The sequence below is a fragment of the Amycolatopsis sp. DG1A-15b genome (assembly GCF_030285645.1).
Taxonomy (GTDB): Bacteria; Actinomycetota; Actinomycetes; order Mycobacteriales; family Pseudonocardiaceae; genus Amycolatopsis.
The window spans coordinates 4,920,626-4,936,942 of the sequence record NZ_CP127296.1; the positions used below are offsets into that span (position 1 = coordinate 4,920,626).

Consider the following 16,317-nt stretch of genomic DNA (forward strand, 5'->3'; position numbering starts at 1 on the left):
CGCCGGGGACGGGGTCGTTTCCCCGACTGGCGCCGGGAACCGCGCCGCGATGAGGCTGGCCACGACCCCCGGAGGGGATCCGGCCGCCTCCGGCGCCGAGACACGAAAGGCGGACATGTCAGTCGACACCCCCACCCGGACCGGGAGCCGGCCGGCACACCGGTGGGTCGAGCAGCGGGCCGCCGAGACGCCGGACGCGGTGGCGGTGCTCGCCGACACGGACCTGACCGCGGTGTCGCTCACCTACCGCGAGCTGGACGAGTCGGCCAACCGGATCGCCCACTGGCTGCGGAGCCGGGGCGTCGGCGCCGAGGACCGCGTCGGAGTGCACCTCGACCGCGGCCTCGACCTGGTCGCGGTGCTGCTCGGCATCTTCAAGGCCGGCGCGGTCTACGTGCCGCTCGACCCCCACCTGCCCGCCGCCCGGCTGGCCCACGTCCTGGCCGACTCGGCCCCTGCCGTGACGTTCACCAGCGCCGACCTCCCCGATCTCCCGTCGGAGGGCGCCCTCCCGGTGGAGACGGTGCGCGCGGAGTGGGCGAGCTTCCCGGCGACCCGGCCGGAGGTGCCGTACCGGGGCGCGACGGCCGCCTACGTCGTCTACACGTCCGGGTCGACCGGCACCCCGAAAGGCGTGGTGGTGCCGTACGAGGCGCTGGCCACCCAGCTGGGGTGGCTGTGCACCCGGTTCCGGTTCGGGCCCGCCGACGTCGTCCTGCACAAGACCCCGCTGGCGTCGGACCCGTCCCTGTGGGAGCTGCTGGTGCCGGTGATGAGCGGGGGCCGGCTGGTGCTCGCCGAGCCGCTCAACCACGGCGACCCCGCGTACCTGCTCGACGTGCACGACCACTACGGCGTCACGGCGTGCGACTTCTTCCCCTCGCTGCTGCGGCACTTCCTGGCGGAACCGCGTGCCGCCGAGCGCGCGGCCGCGCTGCGCACGGTGATCTGCGGCGGCGAGGAGCTCAACGCCGAGCTGGCCACCCGCTTCGCCGAGGTGCTCCCCGGCGCCACGCTGTACAACCTCTACGGGCCCACCGAGGCGACGATCGCGGTCACCCTGCACCAGGTCGCCGCGGCCGGGGTGACCGACCCGATCCCGATCGGCCGCCCGATCCCTGGCACCGAGATCCTCGTGCTCGACCACGCGGGCGCGCCGTGCCCGGCCGGGGTCACCGGCGAGCTGGTCATCGCGGGCGTGCAGCTGGCCCGGGGCTACCAGGGACGCCCCGCCCAGACCGCCGAGCGCTTCGTGCCGCACCCCGGGCGCGCCGGGGAACGGCTGTACCGCACCGGGGACCGGGCCCGGTGGCGGCCGGACGGCGCCCTGGAGTTCCTCGGCCGGCTGGACCACCAGGTCAAGATCCGCGGCCACCGGGTGGAGCCCGCCGAGGTGGAGGCGGCGCTGACCGCGCGTCCCGAGGTCGCCCAGGCCGTGGTGCTGGCGCGGGCCGCGCCCGGCGGCGGGCCGCGGCTGGTGGCCTACCTGACCCGCTCGGCCGCCGGCCCGGAGCTGCCCACCGCGGCGCTGCGCCGCGCGCTGGCCGGGCAGCTGCCCGCGGCGATGATCCCGGCCGTTTTCGTGTGGCTGGACGCGTTCCCGCTCACCGCCGTCGGCAAGATCGACCGGGCCGCCCTGCCGGACCCGGCCGGGTGATGGCCGCCACCGGGACCACCTCGAAGCGGTCGGACCCGAGGTTCTGGTACCTCTGGAGCGCCACGACCGTCTCCGGCCTCGGCGACGGCGTGCGGTTCGCCGCCTTCGCGCTCTTCGCCGCGGTGCTGACCCGCGACCCGCTCCTGGTCGCGCTGGTGACGGTGGCCGGGCAGCTCCCGTGGCTGCTGGCCGGGCCGTTCACCGGGGTGGTCGTCGACCGGTTCGACCGCGTGCGGACGCTGTGGCTCTGCGAACTGGGCCGGACGGCGTTGATGGGCGCGTTCACCCTGGTCACCGTGCTCGGCGGGGTCGGCATCGCGGTCCTGGCCGGCACGGCCTTCCTGCTCAGCTGCATCGACACCCTGGCCGACAACCTGTCCCAGGCGATCACGCCGAGCGTGGCCGGGTCACGGTCGCTGGACTCGGCCAACAGCCTGCTGTTCGGCGGCCAGATGGTCACCACCGAGTTCATCGGCACGCCCATCGCGGCTTTCCTGTTCGCCTGGGCGGCGGCCTTGCCGTTCGCCGTGGACACCGCCACCTTCCTGCTGTCGGCGTTGCTGATCGCCGCACTGGGCAGGCGGCTGCCCCCGGTGCCGCGTCCACCGCGGACGGCGCGGCGGCCGGTGCTCGCCGACACCGCCGGCGCCCTGCGCTGGCTGCTGCGCCACCCCCTGCTCCGGTCGCTGTGCCTGCTCATGGGCGTGCTGAACTTCGCCATCGTCGGTGTCCTCGGCATCGCCGTCCTGTACGCGCTGGAAGTGCTGCACGTCAGCCCGGCGATGTACGGGCTGCTCATGGCGCTCATCGCGGTGGGCGGGCTGCTCGGCTTCGCGGTCACCCCGGCCCTCAGCGCGCGGATCGGCGCGCGGCGCACGCTCCTGCTGGCGTTCGCGCTGTGTCCCGGCCCGCTGCTGGTGGCCGCGCTGACCTCGGCCGCCTGGGTCGCGGCACCCGCGTTGCTGCTGGTCGGGGCGGCCGCGTCGCTGGGCGGGGTGGTGAGCACGACGCTGCGGCTGCGGGTGATCCCGGCCGAGACCTACGGGCGGGTCAACGCCGCCTACCGGCTGTTCGTCAACGGCCTCGCCCCGCTCGGCGCCTTCGCCGGCGGGCTCGCCGCCCAGCAGTTCACGCTGCGGGCACCGTTCTTCGTCGCGGCGGCGGCGACGGCGGCGCTGGTCGTGTTCGGCCCGCGGCTGCTGCGCGGGCTGCGCGAGTAGCGGTTCTCCTGACTTTTCCGCCCCGGCCCGCCGTCCCAGGATCGACGAAAACGCCGCGATGGTTGGAGCCGCGTCCGCATGACCGTGTCGTTCAAGTCAGTGTCGCCCTTGTCGTCCCCGCCGGTCGCCGGCGAAGTCCGGTCCGTTCCCGAGGCGACCTTGCCGCAACTCATCGAAGCGGCCGTCCGGGCCCACCCGACGGCTCCGGCCCTGCTGAGCGACGAGGCGGGCGTCCTCACCTTCGCCGAACTGAACGCGAAGGCGAACCGGCTCGCGCACCTGCTGATCGGCCTGGGCGCCGGGCCGGAGCGGGTCGTGGGGGTGGCGCTGCCCCGGTCACCCGACGCGGTGGTCGCGATGGTGGCGGTGCTGAAGGCGGGCGCGGTCTACCTGCCGCTCAACCCGGAGTACCCGGCGGACCGCCTGGCCGCGATGGTCGCCGACGCCGATCCGGTCACCGTGCTCACCACGACCGGCCTCGACTTCGGCTCCGCCCCGGCGCTCGAGTGGGACGGCCTCGCGCTCGGGAACTTCCCGGACACCGACCCCGCCGACGCCGACCGGATCGCGCCGCTGGACCCGGCGCACCCGCTGTACCTGATCTACACCTCCGGCTCGACCGGGGTCCCCAAGGGCGTCGCGATGCCCGCCGCGAGCCTGGTGAACCTGCTGGCCTGGCACGCCGGCCGGTTCGACGTCGGCCCCGGCACGCGCACGGCCAACCTGTCCGCCATCGGGTTCGACTTCGCCATGCACGAGATCCTCTCGGCCCTGGTGCACGCCAAGTGCCTGGTCGTGCCGGCCGAGGACGTCCGCACCGACCCGATCCGGCTGGCCCGCTGGCTCGACCGGCACCGGGTGCACCAGGTGTTCTTGCCGAACGTGCTCATCGAGTCCCTCTGCGAGGCGGCGGGCGTCGCCGGGGTCGCCCTGGCCGACCTGCGCGACATCATCCAGTCCGGCGAACCCCTGGTCCTCGGCGAGACCCTGCGCGGCTTCCTCCGCAGCCACCCCGGCCTGCGCGTCCACAACCACTACGGCGCCACCGAAATGCAGGACGCGACCGCGTGGTCGACCGGCCGGACCGAGCTGCCGACGATCGGCACTCCACTGTGGAACGTCCGGGTCCACGTGCTGGACGACGACCTGCGGCCGGTGCCGGACGGCGAACCGGGTGACCTCTACGTCGCGGGCGCCGGCCTGGCCCGCGGCTACCTGGGGCGGCCCGGGCTGACCGCGGAGCGCTACCTGCCCGACCCGTTCGGCGCGCCGGGGCAGCGGATGTACCGCACCGGCGACCTGGCGCGGTGGAACGCCGACGGTGAGCTGGAATGCCTGGGGCGCAAGGACAACCAGGTCAAGATCAACGGATTCCGGGTGGAGCTGGGCGAGATCGCGACCCGGCTGCGGACCCTGCCCGGCGTGCGGCAGGCACTGGCGCTGCCCCGGCCGGCGGCCAGCGGCGGCAAACAGCTCGTGGCCTACGTGGTCGGAACCGACCTCGACGGCGTGGCGATCCGGGCCGAGCTGGCGCGGACGCTGCCCGCGCACATGGTGCCCGCCGCGGTGCTGGCGCTGCCGGAACTGCCGGTCGCCCCGAACGGCAAAGTGGACCTGAAAGCGTTGCCGTCACCCGCGTTCGCGACCGGAGCCGCCGAGCCGGAAACCCCGGAGCAGCAGGCGCTGGTGGACGCCTTCGCCGCGGCGCTCGGCGTCCCCGCCGGGGTGGACGACGACTTCCTCGCCCTCGGCGGCGACAGCCTGGGTGCGGTGCGGCTGGTGGTCCTGGCCCGGCGCGCCGGGCTGGCGCTCGACACCCGGCAGGTGTTCGAGCTGGGCACCCCGCGCAGGCTCGCCGCCGCGGCGGCGGGCGCGGGCGCCCCGGCGATCCCGGTGCGGCCGCTGGTGGCCCTGCACCACCACCAGCTCAACCGGCTGCGGGCGAGGCACCCGGGCCTGACGGAGATCCTGCCGGTGACCCCGGTGCAGCAGGGGTTCCTGTTCCACCGCCTGCAGGAGACCGACAGCTACACCGAGCAGCTGCGGCTGGAGCTGACCGCCCCGGTGGACGCGCGGGCGCTGCGTGCCGCGGCCGCTTCGGCGCTGCGCCGGCACGCCCCGCTGCGGGCCGCGTTCGAGGTCGCCGGCCTCCCGGAACCCGTGCAGATCACCGTGGGCGAGCTCGAGACGCCGTGGCGGGAGACCGACCTGAGCGCGCTGGACCCGGCCGAAGCGCGGGCCCGGGCGGACGTCCTGGCCGCCCGCAGCAAGGCCGCCCCGTTCGACGTCGGCACTCCCCCGCTCCTGCGCCTGCACCTCGTCCACCTCCCGGGTGGGGCTGCCCACCTCCTGCTCGACTACCACCACCTCCTGCTCGACGGCTGGTCGGTGACCCTCCTGGTGCGCGAGCTGCTGGCGCCTGAAGCCGCCGGGGCACCGGCACCGCCCCTGCGTGACTGGTTCCGCGTCCTGCGCACCAGGGACCGGGAGGCGGCGGCCGCGGCGTGGCGGTCCGCGCTGGACGGCATCACCGAACCGGCCATGCTGACCGAACCGGTGGCCGGTTCGTCCGCCTCAGCTCACCACGTGGTCGACCTGCCCGCCCCGGTGACGGCCCGCCTGGTGGAGCTGGCGAGGACCGACCGGCTGACGCTGAACACGATCATGGTGGCGTTGTGGGGGGTCGTCCTGGCCGCCGAGTCCGGCCGGCGGCCCGCGGTGTTCGGGACGACGGTGTCCGGGCGGATGGCCGAAGTGCCCGAGGTGGAGAACCTGGTCGCGATGCTGGTCAACACGGTGCCCGTGGTGGTGGACGTGGATCCCGGCGAACCGGTGCGGGCCTTGCTGCGGCGGGTGCGGGCCGAGCAGCTCGCCCTGGCCCCGCACCAGCACCTCGGCCTCGGCACGATCCGGCGCCTGGCGTCCTGGGACGCGGAGTTCGACACCCTGCTGGTGTTCGAGAACCCGGACCTGCTGCTCGACGACCCGAAGATCGCCGGCGTGCGGCACAGCGACGACACGCACTACGCGCTGAGCCTGCTGGTCACCCCGGGGGAAACGCTGCGGATCGCCTTCACCTACCGGCCCCACCTCATCCCGGAGAGCCGGGTCCGCCGGCTCGCGGACACGCTGACCGCGCACCTGACCGCGGTCGCCGGGGGTGAGGAGCAGCCGGTAGGCCCCTGAGGCGTCATCCCGCCAACGTCGACCTGGCCGTGATCTCCCCGAACGACCGCAGGTCCGCCACCCCGAGCCGCTCCGCCAGCGCCGCCGTCACCGGGCCCAGTGCCCCGTCGTGCGGCACCGCCGAGTCCACTCCGGCCGCCCCGAGGATCCACACTCCGCCGCACTGCGGCCGGTACTCGACCACGCACTCCACGACCGCGTCCCCGGCCGGCACCGGCAGCGTCGTGGACGACACCCGGCCCTCCGGCCCGAGCTCGGTCCCCGGCACCTCGATCCACAGGGACGCCGACGGGGTGTCGCGGACGACCTCCCGGTAAGCCACCTCCACGTCCTGCCACCGCGCCCCGGCGGCCTCCGGCCGGTGGTCCTGGACGGCCCGGTTGAGCAGCCGGGTCGGGAACTCCGGCCAGCCGGGCCGGACGCCGATGCCCGAGACGTGCCGCGGGTTGAGCTCGGTGGCCACGAACCCGTCCTCGCCGGACAGGCCGTCGACGCTGAACACGCCGGTGTACCCCAGTGACGCCGACAGCTCCTCCCCGACGCGGCGGGCGTAGCCGCGCAACGTCTCCGTCCGGGCGGTCGCCGGTCGCCAGGCCGTCGAGCAGCCGCCGTACACCAGCTGCCCGGTGCTCGGCCGGTGGAGGGTGATGACCTCGATCGGGTCGAAGACGGCCACGCCGTCGTCGAAGACCATGCCCATCAGGCTGCACGGGACGCCGGGGACGAACGTGGCGAGGCGGACCCGCTTCGTGCGGACGCGCAGCGCTTCGACCGCCCGGTCCAGCTCGGCGCGCGAGCGGACCCAGCGCAACCCCTGGGAGCTGCCCAGGACGTCCAGGCTGGTGTCGATGGCGATCATCACGCCGTGGCCGCGGTCCAGGGACACGGCGGTGGCGGCCAGGCCGGGGTCGTCGACCTCGACGATCGCGTGCGGCGGCGCGGGGATGCCGACCCGCCGCCACAGCTCGTCGATGCGGGTCTTGTCCTCCCACCCCGCCCACTCCGGCCGCCAGTGCCCGTAGGCCGGACGGCCGCCCAGCTCGGCGAACTCGCCGTAGGTGGTGCCGAGCACCTCCCACTCCCGTCCGGGGTCGAGGCCGTCGAGCCAGTCGACGATCTCGGGCGGCTTGCTCGCGAGCCAGGCCTCGTACTGCCGGTGCGTCATCGTCAGGCCGTGCTCGGCGCAGCTCCACACGTGCTCGGCGGGCGGGTCGTCCGCCCTCGGCACGGTATTGATGACGACCGCCTTCAGGCGGGCGCCGGAGAGCCGCAGCTCTTCGGCGAGCGCCTTCATCCCGCCGTTGAAGTGGTTGACGGCCATGACGACGTCGCGGCCGTTCCAGCGGGCGCGCATGTCGTCGATGACCCGGGTGAGGCGTTCCTTCGGCGTGCCGGTCACGACGCGTCCATCCGCTGCCGCAGGCTCAGCGGCCGCATGTCGGTCCACACCCGGTCGATGTGGGCGAGGCACTCCTCCTTGGTGCCGGAGGTGCCCTCGGCCCGCCACCCGGCCGGCACGTCGGCGTCCGCCCGCCAGATCGAGTACTGCAGCTCGTCGTTGAGCACGACCACGAAGGTCTGCTCACCGGTCTCCGTCGCGGCTGCCTCAGCTGCCATCGGTCCTCCTCGGTGTGGTCCGGTCGTCCGCGAGCAGCGCGGCGACCTCGTCGTCGGTCAGGTCGGCCAGTTCTTCCAGTGCCCGGCGGAGTTCGTCCGGGTCGGCCTGCTCGAGCTGGGCGGCGCGCACCGCCGCGGCCAGGTCGGCGACGGTGGACCCGCCGCCGAGCAGGTCGCCGGCGGACAGCTCGACCCCGAACTCGCGGCGCACCCGGGCCACGATCCGGGTCGCGAGCAGCGAGTGGCCGCCCAGTTCGAAGAACCCGCTGGTCACCGACACGCTCGGCAGGTCGAGCACCTCGGCCCAGATGCCGGCGAGCACCTGCTCGACGGGATCCCGCGGCGCGGTGCCGTCGGCCTGGACGACGGCCGGCTCGGGCAGGGCGGACCGGTCGAGCTTGCCGGTGCGCCCGGTCGGCAGCGCGGGCAGCCGGACGAACGCGGACGGCACCGCCGCGGGCGGCAGCAGCTCGCCGAGGAACGACCGCAGGGCCGCGTCGGGCGCCTCGGCGCCGACCAGGTAGGCCACCAGCCGCGGTTGCCCGTCCGGACCGGGCCGCGCGTCGACCGCGGCCGCGGTGACCCCGGGGTACCCGGCCAGCGCGGCCTCCACCTCGGCCGGTTCGATCCGGACACCGCGGATCTTCACCTGCTGGTCGAGCCGGCCGAGGAACTCCAGTGCGCCGCCGGTGGTCCAGCGGGCCCGGTCCCCGGTGCGGTAGAGCCGGCCGCCGGGTTCGAACGGGTCGGGGACGAACCGCTCGGCGGTGAGCGCCGCGCGGCCGAGGTAGCCGCGGGCCACCTGCACGCCGCCGATGAAGAGCTCGCCCGGCACCCCGACCGGTACCGGGGCGCCGCGCGGGTCGAGCACGTACAAGCGAGCGCCGGTGATCGGGTGGCCGATCGGCAGCCGGGGCAGCGTCTCGTGGCCGGGGGTGATCTCGACGGCGGTGACGTCGATGGCCGCTTCCGTCGGCCCGTACAGGTTGTGCACGGCCACGTCCGGCAGCAGCGCACGCAGCCGGGTGACGGTCGACGGCGGCAGCTCCTCCCCGCTGCACACGACCCGGCGCAGGGTGCCCGCGCACCCGGCGACCGAAGGCTCCTCGACGAACGCCCGCAGCATCGACGGCACGAAGTGGCAGGTGCTCACGCCGCTGTCGCGGATCAGGGCGGCCAGGTAGGCGGCGTCGCGGTGACCGTCGGGACGGGCGAGCACGACGGTCGCGCCCGCCGACAGCGGCCAGAACAGCTCCCAGCCGGCCACGTCGAACCCGATGGGTGTCTTGTGCAGGACCCGTTCCCCGGCGGTGAGCCCGTACTCGGCCTGCATCCAGCGGATCCGGTTGACCAGCCCGGCGTGCTCGTTCATCACGGCTTTGGGCGTGCCGGTCGTACCGGAGGTGTGGATCGCGTACACCAGGTTGCCCGGGGTGGCCGCCGGCTCCGGCCGGTGCGCCGGGTACGCGGCCGCGTCGCCGGCGCCGACCGTGGCCTGGCCGGGGAAGCGCGAGGCGAGCCCGGGATCGGTCAGCACCACGACCGGCCGGACGTCACGCAGCTGCGCGGTCAGCCGCGCGTCCGGGTTGGCGGGGTCGAGCGGCACGTAGCAGCCACCCGCCTTGAGCACCGCGAGCAGCGCGACGACCAGGTCGGCCGAGCGCGGCAGGCACACGGCGACCGCCCGTTCCGGGCCGACGCCGCGCTCTCGCAGCAGCCACGCGAGGCGGTTGGCCTCGGCGTCCAGCTCCCCGTAGCCGAGCGTCCGGTCGCCCACGACGGCCGGCGCGTGCGGATCGAAGTCGGCCTGCCGTTCGAACAGCTCGTGCAGCAGCCCCGGTGGTGCGGGCGCGGCCAGGGCGCCGCTGAGGTGGCCGGTGATGCGGGCGCGCTCGCTCTCGTCGAGCAGCGGGACGTCGCCGACCGGGACGCCGTCGAGGTCGGCGACGGTGCGCAGCACCTGGGTGAACGCGTCGGCGAAGCGGCGGGCGGTACTGCCGGAGAGCAGGTCGGCGGCGTGGGTGAGGTGCCCGGCAAGACTGCCGTCGGCCTGCTGGGTGAGGTGCACGGAGAGCTCGAATTGGGCACCGGGGGCGGGCAGTTCGAACGCCTCCGCCCGCACGTCACCGGCCTGCCACGGCTCCAGCGGCACGTTCTGCAGCGCCAGGACCGCCCGCACGAGCGGGGCGCGCCCGTCGGACCGGTCGGGGTCGAGCAGCCGGACGATCTCGTCGAGCGGCACCGCCTGGTGCCGCTGCGCGGCGAGGCAGCGGGCCCGCACCCGGTCGAGCAGGCTTCCGAACGCCGGGGCACCGGCGGTGTCGAGCCGCAGCGGCAGGACGTTGACGAACAGCCCGACCTGGCCGGCATCGGTGTGGTCCCGGTTGGCGGCCGCCGCGCCGAGCACGAAGTCGTCCTGCCCCGACCACCGCGCCGCGACGACGCCCAGTGCGGTCAGCAGCACCATGAACGGCGTCGCCTGCCGCGCGGCGCCGTACGCGGCCAGGCGCGCAGTGGCCGCGGCATCCAGGCCCAGCTCGACCGTGCCCCCGCGCCAGGTCGGCCGGGCCGGGGCGTCGAGCGGCAGCTCGAGCGGGCGGGCGCCGTCGAGAGCGGCGCGCCAGAACTCGGCGTCGGCGCCGTCCCACGGCCGGGGCGCGGCCGGCCGGACGGGGGGCAGTGCCGTTCTCGTCGAGGGAGTGCCGCGGTAGGCGTCGCCGAGCTCGCGCAGGAGGACGCCGAGAGACCACCCGTCGACGACGATGTGGTGCGCGGCGATGCCCAGGTACCAGTCGTCGCGACGGCGGACGAGCACCGCCCGCACGAGCGGCCCCGCGGCCAGGTCGAACGGGATGGTGGCGAGATCGTGCAGCGCGCGTTCGACTTCGCCTGGATCGGCGTCGGTGAGCCGGCGCAGCGGCAGCGGGCCCGCCGGGTGCACGGTCGTGCCGAGAGCGCCGTCCGCGTCGGGCGCGAAGGTGGTGCGCAGCGAGGGGTGGCGGGCGAGGAGGCCGTCGAGGCACCGGGCGAGCCGGTCGGGGTCGAGGGGTCCGGTCAGCCGGACTCCGCCGTGGACGTGGTACGCGGCACCCGCGCCCATCGAGTCCAGCAGCCACATGGCTTCCTGCGCCCGCGACGGCGCGGCACTGTCCACTGTGGCCGGACGGACCGCGGGCGCCTCGGCGAGCAGGGCGCGCAGCCCGGTGAGGGTGAGACCGTCGAGCAGGCGCGGCACGGGGATCTCGGCACCGAAGGCCCCGGCGACGGCTTCGGCGAGCCGGACCGCGCGCAGGGAGTCCAGGCCGAGGCCGATCAGGGGCTCGTCCGCGGGGACGGTGTCGAGGTCGAGCACGGTGGCGACGACCGCGGCCGGCCGATCGTCCGGTTCGGTGGCCGCGGCCCGGCGGGCGCCGGTGGCCAGGACCGGCCGGTCCTCCGTCTCCGCGACCGGGGCCCGCCGGGCGCCCGCGACCGGGGTCAGCGTGCCCTCGCGCCAATTCGCCTTGGTCGCGTTGCGCCGGACCTTGCCGCTGGTCGTGCGGGCGATCGCCCCTTGGCGCACCAGCGCGACTTCCCTCGGCGTCACTCCGTGCTCGGTGGCGATCGCCGCCCGGACCGCCGCCCGCACCGCGTCCGCCGTCTCCGCGGTCGTGGCCGCCGCCACCTCGTGCACCAGCACCAGGTACTCGTCGTCGCCGTCGTCCACCGAGAACGCCACCGACCGGCCGGGCCGCAACGCGGGGTGCGCCCGCTCGGCCGTCTGCTCGATGTCCTCCGGGTAGTGGTTGCGGCCGCGCAGCACCATCAAATCCGTGACGCGGCCGGTCACGTACAACTGCCCGGCCAGGGAGAACCCGAGGTCCCCCGTGCGCAGGAACCGCCGCCCCGGGTGGCCGGGCAGCTCGGCGCCGAACCGCGCGGCCGTCTCGGACGGCCGCCCGTGGTAGCCGTCGGTGACGCTCGGCCCGCTGACGCAGATCTCCCCGACACCACCGGGTCCGGCGTCCACGACGACCAGGTCCTCGCCGGTCGCGGAGCCGCAGCCCGTCAGCGCCACCGCCGGGTGCCCGGCCGGCGGGTCGAGCAGCACGGTGCCCTCGGCCAGTTCCGCCCGGCCCACCTCGACGACGGCCGGGCCGTCCGGCCGGGAGCCGCCGGTCACCAGCAGCGTCGCCTCGGCGAGCCCGTAGCAGGGGTGGAACGCCGATCGCCGGAAGCCGGCCCCGGCGAAGGCGCGGGTGAACGCGTCGAGCGTGGCGCGGCGGACCGGCTCCGCCCCCACCATCGCGTGCCGCAGTGACGACAGGTCCAGTTCCCCGCGCTCGGCCTCGGAGATCCGGCGGACACATTCGCGGTAGCCGAAGTCGGGCGCGGCGGTGAACGTCGCGCGGCTCCGGCTGATCTCGGCCAGCCAGCGCACCGGCGCGCGCAGGAACGCGGCCGGTGAGAGCAGGGTGCACGGGAAGCCGCCGTGCACCGGCTGCAGGATGCCGCCGATGAGGCCCATGTCGTGGTACGGCGGCAGCCAGCTGACCGCGCGGCTGCCGGCGCCGGCACCGAGCACCCGGCCGATCTCGGTCAGGTTGGCCATCAGGTTCGCGTGCCGCACCCGCACGCCCTTCGGCGTGCCCGTGGAACCGGAGGTGTACTGCAGGAAAGCCAGGTCGTCCCGGCCGGGATCCGGGCCGTCGAAGTCCGCGTCCTCGCCGGTGCCGGCCACCGGCAGCCAGTCCGGTCCCTCCATTGTGGACATCAATGGCGCCAGCGCGTCGCGCGTGGCCGCCGTCGACAGCAGTGCGCGTGCCCCGGCGTCGGCGGCCACGTCGAGCATCCGCGCCGCCCCGCGCACGCCGGTCGGCAGGTACACCGGAACCGCCACGGCGCCGGCGTAAAGGCACCCGAAGAACGCGGCCACGTAGTCGATCCCGGGCGGGAAGAGCAGCACCACGCGCTCGCCGGCCAGCCCGCGGTCCCGCAGCGCGGCGGCCACGCCGCGGGCCCGCCGGTCGAGGTCGCGGTAGCCGACGACCAGCCGGTCGCCCTCACCCGGGAACTCGAACGCCGTCCGGTCCGGGGTGTCCTCGGCCCGGTGCCGCAGGAGGTCGACCAGGGTCGGTCGGTTCATCCGCGCACCTTCGCGATCACCGGCATGTGCTTGATGCCCGCGACGAAGTTCGACGACAGGTGCTCGACCTCCCCCGCGTGGTCGAGGTCGGCGAAGGTGCTGACGATCTCGTCGAACAGCGCGCGCAGCGTCACCCGGGCGACGGTGTGGCCGACGCAGTAGTGCCCGCCGACCCCGAAGGCGATGTGCCGGTTGGGTTTGCGCCGCGGGTTGAAGGTGAACGGGTCCTCGAACGCGGTCTCGTCCCGGTTGGCCGACCCGAGCCACACCACCACCGCGTCGCCGGAGCGCACCTGGCGGCCGCCGAGGTCGACGTCGCGCACCGCGTGCCGCATGAAGTGGTTGGCCGGCGAGGCCCACCGCAGCGCCTCCTCCACGGTGGTCAGGATGGTGCCGGTGTTCGCGCTCTCCAGCACCTCGTGGAGCAGGGGGGTGCCGATGACGGCGTCCAGCGCGGCCGTCGGCACGTACGGGGTGGTGACGTTCGCGCCCAGCAGCAGGCTGTAGCAGTTGGCCAGCACCTCGCCGAGGCCCATCGTGCGGCCCTCGACGTCGATGGTCAGCAGCAGGCTGATCAGGTCGTCGCCGCCCGGGTTCTTCTGCCGCGCCCGCACGATTTCGGCGAAGTAGGCGAACAGTTCCCGGTGCGCGCGCTGCAGCGCGGTCTGGGTGTCGGCGCCTTCGTTGAACTCGGGGTCGTCCGGCGCGATCGACATGAGGGTCAGCTGGGTCAGCCTCGGCCAGTCCTCCTCCGGCAGGCCCATGAGCATCCCGGTGACCGCCATCGGCAGCCGGGTGACGGCCTGGGCGAGGTCGAAGGGCTCGCCGGACTTGGCCGGCTCGAGCAGCCGGCGCACCTGGGCGCGGATCTGGTCGCCGGAGCGCTCCACCGACTTGATCGTCAGCGCCCGCTGCAGCGGCTCGCGCATCCGGGTGTGCTTCGGCGGGTCGGTGGCGGCCATCTGCTGGCCGCCCGCGGGATCGTCCTTGCCCAGCAGGTTGAGCAGGGTGCCGCGCTGTGAGGTGAAGGTCTCGTGGTCCCGCAGCACCCAGGAGCCGTGCTCGTAGGTGGTCACCGACCAGAACCCGAGGTCGCTGCCGACGGGGTGCCAGCGCACCGGCTCGCGCCGGCGCATCTCGGCCCAGATCGGGTGCGGGTCGCCCTCGGAGTACGTCCGAGGGTCCACGAGGTCGACGGCGTCGAGGTCGATGGTGTTGTCCCCGATCGCGTCGATCGAAGTCGGAATCCGCATGTCGCGCTCTCTCCGTTCGTCGACAGCACGCAGTCGCGGCCGCCGGGGACCATCGAACCGCGCTCTCCCTGATCGGGATGAGTCCGGAGAACCCCGGACGCGCGGTGCCGGTGTAGGGGACCGGGCCGGGTCACAACCCGGGAGGTGCCTGCCAGGGTGCGGCGCGACCACCCCTGATCCCGGCCCCCGAAGCCGGGACCGGCCGAGTCGCGCCGGGCGGTCCACCGCGGTTCACCCGGCCGCCGGGGCGTACCAGCGGGTGGTCGCCGCCGCGAGCAGCGACCCCGCCTCGTCGTAAAGCGCCGAGCCGGCCGCGAGGCCCCCGTCGCCCAGGCTGTCCAGCCTGGCCACCACCACGCAGTGCTCCCCGGCGAGCGGCCGCCGGATCAGCTCGGCCCGCATCCAGCCGAGCACCTTCGGCGCGGCGACGAGATCCGCCGTCCAGCCCGACGGGCAGTCCAGCGCCGCCCAGACGAACTCCGCGCGCACCCGGCCGTCCGCGGCGAGCAGCCCCGCGTCCGGGACCCACGGGCAGGCGACCGTGCCCGCCCGGTCCGGCACCGGCCCGGGCGCCAGCAGCAGGCCGTCGCCGGGGGCACGGCGCGGCCCGCAGGCGAAGCAGTGCGGGTACGGGTGTCCCGCGCGGCCGCGGTAGTGCGAGACGGCCGCGCGAGCCGCCTCGGCCGGCACCGGAGCCGGCGGCACGACCTGGTGGCGAGTGGGCGCGGCGGTGGCGACGAGCGCGTCGCCGTCCCACAGGTGCGCCCGCCTGCCACCGATCTCGGCGCGCAGCGGCACCCCGAGCCGGGGCGGGGCGTGCAGGGTCACCGCCACCGGCTCCGGGCACACGCCGGCGAACAGCCCGCACGCGTAGCCGCCGTTGGCGCTGTCGTCCGGGCCGTTGAAGCGGGCGTCGATGGTGAGCGGCACGCCGTCCACTGTGCCCGGCGGGGCCGGCGCGGCGAAGTCCGACATTCCCCGCACACGCCCGGGACCGGGCCGGCGATCCGGGGTTCTCCGGACTGTGGCCGCCGCGAACGGACCGGTGGAATGGGGACGTCCGGGGGGGTCGCGAGACCGCCGAGCAACCGTCCTACAGAGAGATGTGACGAGCCGATGCGGACTGACACCAGAATCGTCAACTCCTGGAACGAGTGGGACACTCTCCAGGAGGTCGTCGTGGGCACCGCGGAGAACGCCTGCTTCGAACCGACCGAGCCGGGGCACCGGCCCCAGGAGCGCGGGCTGCCCGAGCCGCGGCCCTTCCCCACCGGCCCGAAGCCCCGGGAGCTGAACGAGAAGGCCGAAGAGGAGCTCGGCGGCCTCGTGTCACTGCTCGAGTCGCAGGGTGTCACGGTTCGCCGGCCGTCGCCGCGGGACTACTCGATACCGCTGAAGACGCCCACGTTCGAGGTGGAGAACCAGTACTGCGCGGTCTGCCCCCGGGACGTGATGATCACCCTGGGCAACGAGATCCTCGAGGCGACGATGTCGCGGCGGTCGCGGTACTTCGAGTACGAGGCCTACCGGAGCCTGGTCTACAAGTACTGGGACGAGGACCCGCTCATGACCTGGTCGGTGGCGCCGAAGCCGTCCATGGCCGACGACATGTACCGCCAGGACTTCTGGACGTGGCCGCTGTCGAAGCGGCACGAGGAGATGCACAACTTCGAGTTCTGCGTGACGCAGGACGAGGTCGTCTTCGACGCCGCGGACATGGCGCGGATGGGCAAGGACGTGTTCGTCCAGGAGTCGATGACCACCAACCGCGCGGGCATCCGGTGGATCACCCGGCACCTGGAGCCGAAGGGCTTCCGCGTGCACCCGGTGCACTTCCCGCTCGACTACTTCCCCTCGCACATCGACGCCACGTTCATCCCGCTGCGCGCGGGCCTGGTGCTCACCAACCCCGAGCGGCCGATCAACAGCGGCGAGGAGAAGCTGTTCCTGGCCAACGACTGGGAGTTCGTGACCGCGCCCCAGCCGCTCACCGGCAACGACGAGATGCCCCGCTACTGCCAGTCGTCCAAGTGGGTTTCGATCAACGTGCTGAGCATCTCCCCGTCGAAGATCATCGTCGAGGAGCAGGAGAAGCCGTTGCAGGACCTGCTGTGCAGCCTGGGCTTCGAGGTGTTCCCGCTGCCGTTCCGGCACGTGTACGAGTACGGCGGGTCCCTGCACTGCGCCACGTGGGACGTCCGCCGCGACGGTGATTGCGAGGACTACTTCCCCAACCAGAACGTGTGAAGCCGGGTGGAC

Annotated in this window: 9 protein-coding genes; 4 read left to right on the plus strand and 5 right to left on the minus strand. The window is 74.6% G+C overall.

What is annotated here, in order from left to right; genetic code table 11:
* Positions 1–115 precede the first annotated feature (115 nt).
* From QRY02_RS22300 to QRY02_RS22310, 3 genes are all read left to right on the plus strand, one after another.
* Positions 116–1,657, plus strand: a complete 1,542-nt coding sequence (locus QRY02_RS22300; RefSeq protein ID WP_285993461.1) for an amino acid adenylation domain-containing protein — start codon at positions 116–118, stop codon at positions 1,655–1,657.
* Positions 1,657–2,877, plus strand: coding sequence for an MFS transporter (locus QRY02_RS22305; RefSeq protein ID WP_285993462.1), 1,221 nt, complete (start codon positions 1,657–1,659; stop codon positions 2,875–2,877). Before QRY02_RS22300 ends, QRY02_RS22305 begins: the two co-directional genes overlap by 1 nt.
* A 78-nt stretch (positions 2,878–2,955) precedes the next feature.
* A complete protein-coding gene (locus QRY02_RS22310; RefSeq protein ID WP_285993463.1) occupies positions 2,956–6,063 on the plus strand; it encodes a non-ribosomal peptide synthetase in 3,108 nt (1,035 codons plus the stop codon).
* A gap of 4 nt (positions 6,064–6,067) precedes the next feature.
* Here the strand turns inward: QRY02_RS22310 and QRY02_RS22315 are convergent, their stop codons facing one another.
* The 5 genes from QRY02_RS22315 to QRY02_RS22335 form a co-directional block, all read right to left on the minus strand.
* Entirely contained in the window at positions 6,068–7,462 is a 1,395-nt protein-coding gene (locus QRY02_RS22315) for an ATP-grasp domain-containing protein (protein ID WP_285993464.1), read from the minus strand.
* Positions 7,459–7,680, minus strand: a complete 222-nt coding sequence (locus QRY02_RS22320) for an MbtH family protein (protein WP_285993465.1) — start codon at positions 7,678–7,680, stop codon at positions 7,459–7,461. Before QRY02_RS22320 ends, QRY02_RS22315 begins: the two co-directional genes overlap by 4 nt.
* Entirely contained in the window at positions 7,670–12,805 is a 5,136-nt protein-coding gene (locus QRY02_RS22325) for a non-ribosomal peptide synthetase (protein WP_285993466.1), read from the minus strand. The genes QRY02_RS22320 and QRY02_RS22325 overlap by 11 nt, the downstream gene beginning before the upstream one ends.
* On the minus strand, positions 12,802–14,058 hold the full coding sequence (locus QRY02_RS22330; RefSeq protein WP_285993467.1) for a cytochrome P450: 1,257 nt from the start codon (positions 14,056–14,058) through the stop codon (positions 12,802–12,804). The genes QRY02_RS22325 and QRY02_RS22330 overlap by 4 nt, the downstream gene beginning before the upstream one ends.
* Positions 14,059–14,289: 231 nt before the next feature.
* Positions 14,290–15,033 (minus strand): hypothetical protein, encoded by a 744-nt coding sequence (locus QRY02_RS22335; protein WP_285993468.1) that lies wholly within the window; start codon positions 15,031–15,033, stop codon positions 14,290–14,292.
* A 141-nt stretch (positions 15,034–15,174) separates the two neighbouring features.
* Between QRY02_RS22335 and QRY02_RS22340 the strand changes: the two genes are divergently transcribed.
* Positions 15,175–16,305, plus strand: coding sequence for a glycine amidinotransferase (locus tag QRY02_RS22340; protein WP_285993469.1), 1,131 nt, complete (start codon positions 15,175–15,177; stop codon positions 16,303–16,305).
* Positions 16,306–16,317 lie beyond the last annotated feature (12 nt).

Coding starts and splice junctions, on each gene's coding strand:
- QRY02_RS22340 (WP_285993469.1), top strand. CDS start 15,175: ATGCGGACTGACACCAGAATCGTCAACTCCTGGAACGAGTGGGACACT.
- QRY02_RS22310 (WP_285993463.1), top strand. CDS start 2,956: ATGACCGTGTCGTTCAAGTCAGTGTCGCCCTTGTCGTCCCCGCCGGTC.
- QRY02_RS22320 (WP_285993465.1), bottom strand. CDS start 7,680: ATGGCAGCTGAGGCAGCCGCGACGGAGACCGGTGAGCAGACCTTCGTG.
- QRY02_RS22300 (WP_285993461.1), top strand. CDS start 116: ATGTCAGTCGACACCCCCACCCGGACCGGGAGCCGGCCGGCACACCGG.
- QRY02_RS22330 (WP_285993467.1), bottom strand. CDS start 14,058: ATGCGGATTCCGACTTCGATCGACGCGATCGGGGACAACACCATCGAC.
- QRY02_RS22335 (WP_285993468.1), bottom strand. CDS start 15,033: ATGTCGGACTTCGCCGCGCCGGCCCCGCCGGGCACAGTGGACGGCGTG.
- QRY02_RS22325 (WP_285993466.1), bottom strand. CDS start 12,805: ATGAACCGACCGACCCTGGTCGACCTCCTGCGGCACCGGGCCGAGGAC.
- QRY02_RS22305 (WP_285993462.1), top strand. CDS start 1,657: ATGGCCGCCACCGGGACCACCTCGAAGCGGTCGGACCCGAGGTTCTGG.